Raw genomic sequence first — 9,539 nt, forward strand, 5'->3', positions numbered from 1 at the left:
TCTCAATGCCCCCTAATCTAATGCGGCTGCCAGTGCATCTGCCACCGTTCCAACTCCTATAATTTGTATCCCTTTCGGATGTGTCCAGCCCTTTAAGCTTTTCTCGGGCATGATCACCCGTTTGAAACCTAACTTCTCCGCTTCTCGCACTCGCTGTTCTGCTCGGGATACAGCCCGCACCTCGCCTGTCAGTCCTACTTCACCAAAAATCACATCGTACGGCTTGGTAGGAGCATCCCTAAAGCTGGAAGCAATGCTCACCGCTATAGCTAAATCCACCGCTGGTTCATCCAGCTTTACGCCTCCAGCAACGTTGAGATAAGCGTCCTGGTTTTGCAAAAACATGCCCATCCGCTTTTCTAGGACGGCAATGATTAATCCCATCCGATGATGGTCGATCCCCGTACCCATTCGGCGTGGAGATGGGAAATGTGTAGCTGCAATTAGTGCTTGCAGTTCAACCAATACAGGTCGGGTTCCCTCCATACTGGCAACGACGGTGGAACCTGCCACCCCCAGTGGCCGTTCGGACAAGAAAAGTTCAGAAGGATTCGCCACCTCACGCAAACCACTTTCGGCCATTTCAAAAATACCAATTTCATTTGTAGAACCAAAGCGATTCTTAACCGCACGCAACAGCCGATACGTATGATGACGCTCTCCTTCAAAATAAAGTACACAATCGACCATATGCTCCAACAAACGCGGACCTGCAATAGCGCCTTCCTTGGTCACATGCCCTACCAGTACTGTAGCAATACCTAATCCTTTGGCAATCCGCATAAATCGTGAAGTACACTCGCGCACCTGTGCTACACTACCAGGCGCACTTGTCACCTCAGGTAAATATACAGTCTGTATCGAGTCGATGACCAAAAACTCTGGCTTCAAGCTGTCCACTGCTTCTTCAATCGTCTCCAAATTCGTCTCACATAATACGTACAGACTGGGAGACAAGGCACCGAGGCGATCTGCACGTAGCTTTGTTTGGCGGACGGATTCCTCACCAGACACGTACAGAACCTTTAAACCAGTTAAAGCCAGCTCATTAGAGGTTTGCAGCATAAGCGTAGACTTGCCGATCCCCGGATCACCACCCACCAGAACAAGTGAACCTGGCACCACACCTCCACCAAGTACACGATTTAATTCACCAATTCCCGTCAAAATTCGTGTTTCTTTGCCACTTTCCACTTCAATAATAGGAAGCGGTTTGTCTTTTGTGCTATGAGTAAGAAGGGAAGATCCCATTCCTTGAGTTTTTACAACGCTTTCCGTTTCTTCGACCATGGAATTCCATGCCTGGCATCCAGGGCATTTTCCGTACCATTTAGGCGATTCATAGCCACATTCCGTACAGGAAAATTTAGTTTTCACTTTAGCCATACTTTATTCCCTGGCTCCTTCTTGACGACGATGATGTCAAATTTATTCTTCACACAGCACCTGAAAGAGCTGTAACAATAAAAGTTTACCATTGAAGCTTGGCGGACGTAAAGCAGTATCACAAACTTTCCCAAAGCTTTTAGCCTACCCATTCAAGGTATTCAATACACAAAAAGGGTGCCTTCGCAATAGCTTTCCAGCCTGCGAGACACCCTTTTCTAATGTTTTATTTACTAAACTGCTTTAGGACTTCGCGGATACATTATCCTTTTTCGTTACTGTCAATGCGCCGTTCTCTTCATCAATGTAGAGAGAGTCGCCTTTAGAAATGTTTCCAGTCAACAGTTCCTCGGACAGGCGATCTTCAATATGCTTCTGGATTGCACGACGCAATGGACGCGCACCATACGCTGGATCGAAGCCTTCCTTAGCAAGGAAATTCTTAGCCTTGTCTGTCAACTCAAAGTCCACCTCATACTCATTCAGACGCTTACGCAGCTCCTCAGACATGAGTGAAACAATTTCGGCAATATGTTTTTCTTCGAGAGAATGGAAAACGATAATTTCATCTATCCGGTTCAAGAACTCAGGACGGAAGCTTTTCTTCAGTTCATCCATCACTTTGCCCTTCATGTTATCGTAATCCGCCCCAGCGTCCACAACAGCTGTAAAGCCAAGCGTGGAGTTGCGTTTGATTGCCTGCGCACCAACGTTGGAAGTTAGGATGATGAGTGTGTTACGGAAGTCAACAACACGACCTTTGGAATCCGTCAGACGTCCATCCTCCAACACTTGCAGCAGAATATTGAATACTTCTGGGTGTGCCTTTTCAATTTCATCCAGCAGCACAACAGAGTAAGGCTTACGACGTACCTTCTCAGTCAGTTGACCGCCTTCTTCATATCCAACGTACCCTGGAGGCGCTCCTACCAGACGGGATGTGGAGTGCTTCTCCATATATTCGGACATATCAATACGGATAACCGCATTTTCATCACCAAACATAGATTCAGCCAAGGCGCGTGCCAGCTCTGTTTTACCAACCCCAGTTGGACCGAGGAAAATAAAGGAGCCAATTGGACGCTTCGGATCTTTCAGACCGGCGCGTGCCCGGCGAATCGCCCGGCTTACTGCCTTAACAGCTTCGTCCTGCCCAATCACCCGTTCATGTAACAGTTGCTCCATATTCAGCAAACGATGTGTTTCTTCTTCTTTTAGCTTGCTGACTGGGACACCAGTCCAGATGGCAACAACCTGAGCGATATCCTCTGGTGTAACTTCGGAATCTGTACGCCCCTGTTGTTCTTTCCATTGGTTTTTAGTGACATCCAGCTCTTCACGAATCTTTTGCTCTGTATCGCGTAGCGCAGCTGCCTTTTCAAACTCCTGACTTTGTACCGCTGAATCTTTTTCCTTGCGGATATCTTCCAGACGGTTTTCCAGCTGTTTCAGGTTTGGCGGTACTGTATAGGAATTCAGCCTTACCTTGGAGCCTGCTTCATCAATAAGGTCAATAGCCTTATCCGGTAGGAAGCGATCAGTAATATAACGATCTGACAATCTTACTGCAGCTTCAATAGCCTCATCCGTGATTTTTACACGGTGATGCGCTTCGTAACGGTCGCGCAGACCATACAAGATTTGGATTGCTTCTTCTGGAGAAGGTTGATCCACTGTAATAGGTTGGAAACGACGCTCCAAAGCAGCATCTTTTTCAATATATTTGCGATATTCATCCAGCGTAGTAGCACCGATACATTGCAGCTCGCCACGTGCCAGAGCAGGTTTCAGGATGTTGGACGCATCAATTGCGCCTTCCGCTCCACCAGCACCAATCAGCGTATGCAGCTCATCAATGAACAGTACGATATTTCCGGCTTGACGAATCTCGTCCATAATCTTCTTCAAGCGATCCTCAAATTCACCACGATACTTAGTACCTGCTACGACAGAGCCCATATCGAGTGTCATTACGCGTTTGTCGCGCAACGTTTCAGGAATCTCATTCGCTATGATTTTTTGTGCCAATCCTTCGGCAATCGCTGTTTTACCTACCCCAGGTTCACCGATCAAAACAGGATTGTTCTTTGTACGGCGGCTGAGCACTTGAATAACGCGCTCAATTTCCTTGCTGCGCCCAATAACGGGGTCCAGGTTATTTTCCTTCGCAGAAGCTGTCAGATCGCGTGCCAGACTGTCCAGGGTTGGCGTGCTGACATTAGCTGGAGCACCGTGATGGCTGGAAACTGCCTCGCTGCTGCCGAGCAATTGAAGCACTTGCTGACGCGCTTTGTTCAAACTGATACCCAGGTTGTTCAGAACACGTGCTGCCACGCCTTCACCTTCACGAATAAGACCTAGCAAAATATGCTCGGTACCTACATAGGTATGACCCAATTTACGTGCTTCATCCATAGACAGCTCAATGACTTTTTTGGCACGTGGAGTATAGGCAATGTTCGTCGGTTGCTCTTGACCGCGTCCAATCAGTGTTTCCACTTCATCCTGGATTTTCTCCAGTCCCAGCCCTAAACCGATTAAGGCTTTCGCTGCTATTCCTTCGCCTTCACGAATGAGTCCTAGCAAAATGTGCTCTGTGCCAATGTTGTTGTGTCCCAATCGAACAGCTTCTTCCTGGGCCAAGGCAAGCACTTTCTGTGCACGTTCCGTAAATCTTCCAAACATCATATATCCTGCACCTCCACAATGTGTATTTCAGATCATTCTATATATTAAAGGGTTGTGCCTAATTTTTGCCGGATCAGCTTCGCCCGGTACATATCGCGCTCACCGGTATTCATTTTATCCCCAAAGCTTTTTTGCAGAAAGCCAGGTTGCGTCATCACATTAAGCTCATTCATCGCTGCAATGGAAGGACGCTCCAAAATCCCTAAATCTACACCGAGACGTACATCGGACAGCCGCTGTGCAGCCTCCTTGGAATCCAAAACTGCTGCATATGACAAAATACCGAATGAACGCATCACCCGATCTGTAATCCGCAGCATGGATTCATTCATCAATCGTTCTCTGGCAGAACGTTCGTGCTCTATAATTTGCAGCACCACGCCATGCAGATTCTCGATAATTTCCGCTTCGGTTTGTCCCAGGGTAATCTGATTAGATACCTGAAACAAATTTCCAACTGCTTCACTGCCTTCACCATAAATGCCGCGAACCGTAAGACCTACCTGTGAAACAGCGGACAATATACGATTGATTTGATGAGTCATAACTAATGCGGGCAAATGCATCATCACCGAAGCTCGCATACCTGTGCCGACATTCGTCGGACAACTGGTCAGAAACCCCCTCCGATCATCAAATGCATAATCAACATGAGCTTCAAATGCATCATCAATGACCATAGCGCGTTCCCAGGCTTCTCTCACCTGACATCCCGGATATAAGCACTGAATACGCAGATGATCCTCTTCATTTATCATAACACTAACTGATTCATCATCACTAATCAACACAGCACCGTTGCGAGATTCGTTCGCCAAATTAGGACTAATTAAGTGCTTCTCAACCAGTACCTGCTTGTCGATCTCATCCAACTCGGATATTTTCAAGGTATGAAAAGTACCAAAACGACGCAAATCATCATACTGAAGGATATCCGTTAAGCGTTGAAGCACTTCTTCCGACTGCTGATTGGTAGCAAGCATGGGAAAAGGCAAATGCTGCAAGTTACGCGCAATTCTTACCCGGCTGCTAATGACAATCTCCGAATCCGCAGCATCACCACGCATCCAATCACTTAGCGGCTTTTCCGTAAATCGGATATTGGGCATCACGCATTCCCTCCTACTCTTCACAAACTTTACTCTTCAGTCATTTCTTTTTCAAGCTTTCTGATTTGATCCCTAAGCTCAGCAGCTGATTCGAATTCTTCCTGTACAATGTGTTGTTGCATCTCTTTTTTTAAATCATCAATTTGCCGTTTAACCTTTAATCGGCCTCCAGTACGGACCGGAACTTTCCCAACATGACTCGTACTACCATGCACACGCTTGAACAGAGGGTCCAGACGACTATCAAAATATTGATAGCATGATGGACATCCAAAACGTCCTAGCTTACTAAACTGTGTATAAGTCATACCGCAATCCTTGCATTGCAGATTTTGGGGAACAGTGTGACCTGAAGACTGGCTCTTTGTGCTGGAGTCAAAATCCAACATCCCCGACAACAAGCTATGAATCGAAAAGCCATTAGGTGTTCCAGGGATCATCTCCCCTTTTTCCTTCGCACATGTCTCACAAATATGAAACTCTGTCTTTTCGCCATTCACAATTTTGGTGAAATGCAAAGTTGCCGGCCGCATATTACATTCTTGGCACAGCATAAAAGCACCTCCTTCAACGTCAGGATTTTTACAAATCCCTACATCTGAATTGCAAATCTCTATTCACTGGTTAATGGATACTAGCTATTTGGCCGCCAGCAACGAGATCAGCATAGCCTTAAGCAATCTTGCTCGCAGTTGGTCACGATAGGGAAGCTTTAGCAATAATGTATCTCTTGATAAAGCAGCCTTCATTAGACCAGCTTCCCTTTTGCTTAAAAAATGAGCTTCCTCTAACTGATAAATCAGTCCTTCTGCTGCCGATTGGCTAATTTCCTCCCCGATGCTCTGATGAAGGTGTGTATGGATCGCATGTTGTGCAGGTAATTGAATTCGCTGAATTCGAATGTAGCCTCCACCACCGCGTTTACTTTCCACCACATAACCTTTTTCCAGCGTAAACCGGGTACTAATTACATAATTAATTTGCGACGGTACGCAGGAAAAGCGGTCAGCCAGATCATTACGCTGAATCTCCACTAAGCCTTGGGGACTTTCCAGCAGCATGCTCTTCAAATATTGTTCAATAATGTCGGAAACATTGCGCATTTCATCATCCTCCACTAACGGAAACGCAAGAATTCAAATACATTTCACGCTCCACAGAGTCCGCCGTATATTGAACTTAACCAAACGGTATAGTCACGAATCTAAGCTGTATTCAGGCTATTGCCTGTTCTACATTCATTGGAATTGTACCGTTTTGTTTCTAGTGTGACCTTTATTTGCGATAAATCATACACTTCTCTTCTGTCCATAAGAAGCAGCTCCTAACTATACGCAAATCAGGTCGTTATTTTTTACTTTTTTGCTGTCAAATTGTTATATACGGCCAATCCAACAACATAATACTTTTGTGGAATCACACTGATTCCAATTGACTTTGACTTTCTTTGACTATATTCGTATTATAGCACAAATTTCATTTTTGCCAAGGGGTCAATACCATTTTTCGCAATCTAATTATGTTTTATACCATATTACAAAAAACTCTTCCCATTATGGAAAGAGCTTTGAGTAATTATGATAAACCACATCCTATTTGGTTAAAAAAAGTTGGACATTAAGAAATTGGACCTTTATCAGAAAAAATCCAATAAGAACGTTTGTTTTATTGGTATTACACGTTTAAGTGCAGCCACAGACTTACTGCTTCCTTCAATACGCCCCCAATTAGACAGGTTATCAGCTTGCTGGTAGCCGAGCATTAAAGTTGTTAATGACTGAATCCCCAGTTTCAAGTCAGCTGCTAAGGCGTTGTCAGATAAATTGCTTGTATCCACTCTTGCCAGATGTCCTTGCCCCTCCGTAGTAATTGTTAATCTCCATACTCCTTCATTCCAAGGGGCATACCGATCTGTCAGATGTAAGGTCAAACTTGTTTCTTCTCCAATCTGCTCAAAAGGATATCTCTCTACAAAAGCAACTGCATCCACAATACGCCCCATAAAATAAGGCACCGTTTCCTGTTGAATTCGCGGATCATCGAGTAAAAAGGGCAGGTTGTCATCTGCTGGAACGTAAATAAATTTACCTTGGGTTATCATTGAGTCATGATTTGCAAAATAAGTCCACAAAGCCCGACGTGCCGTCTCATTTTCATATACCAACTCATCACAATTTAACTGTTTATCTTCTATTTTGTATAGTGCATATCCCTGAGGATTGCCTGCATCCGTGTAATATACTACAGTTCGATAATTTTCATTTAAAATCCGTTCCTGCCACCATTCCTTATCTCGTACCAGCGTACCATTGTAACGTGAAGCATACGATTGATACACTTGGTCCAATTCTGAAATATTTTTGATATCCCGTTTGACTATACCTTCTGTTTTAAGTTTAGCAGGGAATTTATCAATTGGAATGACGTACTTTTTGTACTCCGTATATGTTTCCCATCCAAATTTACGATAAAAGGCAAATGAGAATGGATGCAGAAAAGAAAGGCTTTGTCCTGCAGTCTTCATCTCTTCAAGCGCATGCGTCAACAAACGTGAAACCATACCCCCGCGACGCTTTTCCGGCCACGTTGCCACACCAGCAATGCCCCCCATATCAAAAACCTGACCATGTATGTATACTTGTAGCGGCAGCAAAGTCAGTTTAGCATTCAATTCGTGCCCGTCGAAGATTCCCCATGTTTGTTCTGGTTTGAATTTCTTCTTAGCTTTCTCCAGATCCTCCGGGGGCATTGTAAACTGAAAAGCATACTGGGATAATTCAATAGCTGCTTCAAATTCCTCACGTTGTAATTGCCTGATCTTCATAACTTCGTCACCTCGCTCGTATACTTGGACCTTTTAAAAAAATACGCACTTAGAGTGTCGCAAAGCATCTTCTCTCTGTCAACCTTAGAAGCAGGTGTCCATCCACAAAATACATAAAAAAAAGGATGATAACCTGCTAAGGTTATCATCCTTTTTCACTTTTGCTTGGCGGCGTCCTACTCTCCCAGGACCCTGCGGTCCAAGTACCATCGGCGCTGGAGGGCTTAACGGTCGTGTTCGGGATGGGTACGTGTGGAACCCCTCCGCTATCGCCACCAAACATGAATTTGCCTCGCAAATTCTACATTCAAGGTTACACCCTGAAAACTGAATCCGAAACTTATTGCGCCTTATCTTTAGGATAAGCCCTCGACCGATTAGTATTGGTCAGCTCCATGCATTACTGCACTTCCACCCCCAACCTATCTACCTCGTCGTCTTCAAGGGGTCTTACATACTGGGAAATCTCATCTTGAGGGGGGCTTCACGCTTAGATGCTTTCAGCGCTTATCCCTTCCGTACATAGCTACCCAGCGGTGCTCCTGGCGGAACAACTGGTACACCAGCGGTACGTCCATCCCGGTCCTCTCGTACTAAGGACAGCTCCTCTCAAATTTCCTACGCCCACGACAGATAGGGACCGAACTGTCTCACGACGTTCTGAACCCAGCTCGCGTACCGCTTTAATGGGCGAACAGCCCAACCCTTGGGACCTACTTCAGCCCCAGGATGCGATGAGCCGACATCGAGGTGCCAAACCTCCCCGTCGATGTGGACTCTTGGGGGAGATAAGCCTGTTATCCCCAGGGTAGCTTTTATCCGTTGAGCGATGGCCCTTCCATGCGGTACCACCGGATCACTAAGCCCGACTTTCGTCCCTGCTCGACTTGTAGGTCTCGCAGTCAAGCTCCCTTCTGCCTTTGCACTCTTCGAATGATTTCCAACCATTCTGAGGGAACCTTGGGGCGCCTCCGTTACTCTTTAGGAGGCGACCGCCCCAGTCAAACTGCCCACCTGACACTGTCCTCGTACCGGATCACGGTACCAAGTTAGAACCTAGATACGATCAGGGTGGTATCCCAAGGATGCCTCCTCTCAAGCTGGCGCTCAAGATTCAACGGCTCCCACCTATCCTGTACAGATCGTACCCAAATTCAATATCAAGCTGCAGTAAAGCTCCATGGGGTCTTTCCGTCTTGTCGCGGGTAACCTGCATCTTCACAGGTATTAAAATTTCACCGGATCTCTCGTTGAGACAGCGCCCAAGTCGTTACGCCATTCGTGCGGGTCAGAATTTACCTGACAAGGAATTTCGCTACCTTAGGACCGTTATAGTTACGGCCGCCGTTTACTGGGGCTTCGGTTCATAGCTTCGCTCCGAAGAGCTTACCACTCCCCTTAACCTTCCAGCACCGGGCAGGCGTCAGCCCGTATACTTCGCCTTGCGGCTTCGCACAGACCTGTGTTTTTGCTAAACAGTCGCTTGGGCCTTTTCACTGCGGCCCCCTCGGGCTATTCACCCTACCGAGGCA

At 46.1% G+C, this 9,539-nt stretch carries 6 protein-coding genes and 2 rRNA genes (1 of these 8 running past the window's edge); all 8 read right to left on the reverse strand.

All coding sequences use genetic code 11. The features are described from left to right. Positions 1–12 precede the first annotated feature (12 nt). Complete coding sequence (radA, locus tag EGM68_RS22905; RefSeq protein WP_013373291.1) at positions 13–1,386, reverse strand: DNA repair protein RadA; 1,374 nt, start codon at positions 1,384–1,386, stop codon at positions 13–15. A 243-nt stretch (positions 1,387–1,629) separates the two neighbouring features. Continuing rightward, positions 1,630–4,074, reverse strand: a complete 2,445-nt coding sequence (gene clpC, locus EGM68_RS22910) for an ATP-dependent protease ATP-binding subunit ClpC (RefSeq protein ID WP_016818634.1) — start codon at positions 4,072–4,074, stop codon at positions 1,630–1,632. Positions 4,075–4,118: 44 nt separating this feature from the next. Next, positions 4,119–5,183, reverse strand: a complete 1,065-nt coding sequence (gene mcsB / locus EGM68_RS22915) for a protein-arginine kinase McsB (protein ID WP_013373293.1) — start codon at positions 5,181–5,183, stop codon at positions 4,119–4,121. A 29-nt stretch (positions 5,184–5,212) separates the two neighbouring features. Then, positions 5,213–5,737 carry a protein-arginine kinase activator protein McsA gene (gene mcsA / locus EGM68_RS22920; RefSeq protein ID WP_013373294.1) on the reverse strand — a complete coding sequence of 175 codons (525 nt, stop codon included), beginning with the start codon at positions 5,735–5,737 and terminating at the stop codon, positions 5,213–5,215. An 84-nt stretch (positions 5,738–5,821) separates the two neighbouring features. After that, positions 5,822–6,286: a CtsR family transcriptional regulator gene (locus EGM68_RS22925; RefSeq protein WP_013373295.1), complete on the reverse strand. Its 465-nt coding sequence runs from the start codon at positions 6,284–6,286 to the stop codon at positions 5,822–5,824. Between the two features lie 533 nt (positions 6,287–6,819). Next, positions 6,820–8,007 (reverse strand): GNAT family N-acetyltransferase, encoded by a 1,188-nt coding sequence (locus EGM68_RS22930; RefSeq protein ID WP_013373296.1) that lies wholly within the window; start codon positions 8,005–8,007, stop codon positions 6,820–6,822. Positions 8,008–8,170: 163 nt separating this feature from the next. Then, positions 8,171–8,287: ribosomal RNA gene (gene rrf / locus EGM68_RS22935) — 5S ribosomal RNA — on the reverse strand. 77 nt (positions 8,288–8,364) lie between these two features. Beyond that, positions 8,365–9,539 (reverse strand): 23S ribosomal RNA (locus tag EGM68_RS22940) (it continues 1,753 nt past the right edge of the window).

Source organism: Paenibacillus sp. M-152 (assembly GCF_003856555.1).
GTDB lineage: Bacteria > Bacillota > Bacilli > Paenibacillales > Paenibacillaceae > Paenibacillus > Paenibacillus polymyxa_C.

Excerpts from the sequence above, each read along its gene's own strand:
- radA (WP_013373291.1), bottom strand. The coding sequence starts at position 1,386 with ATGGCTAAAGTGAAAACTAAATTTTCCTGTACGGAATGTGGCTATGAA.
- clpC (WP_016818634.1), bottom strand. The coding sequence starts at position 4,074 with ATGATGTTTGGAAGATTTACGGAACGTGCACAGAAAGTGCTTGCCTTG.
- mcsB (WP_013373293.1), bottom strand. The coding sequence starts at position 5,183 with ATGCCCAATATCCGATTTACGGAAAAGCCGCTAAGTGATTGGATGCGT.
- mcsA (WP_013373294.1), bottom strand. The coding sequence starts at position 5,737 with ATGCTGTGCCAAGAATGTAATATGCGGCCGGCAACTTTGCATTTCACC.
- EGM68_RS22925 (WP_013373295.1), bottom strand. The coding sequence starts at position 6,286 with ATGCGCAATGTTTCCGACATTATTGAACAATATTTGAAGAGCATGCTG.
- EGM68_RS22930 (WP_013373296.1), bottom strand. The coding sequence starts at position 8,007 with ATGAAGATCAGGCAATTACAACGTGAGGAATTTGAAGCAGCTATTGAA.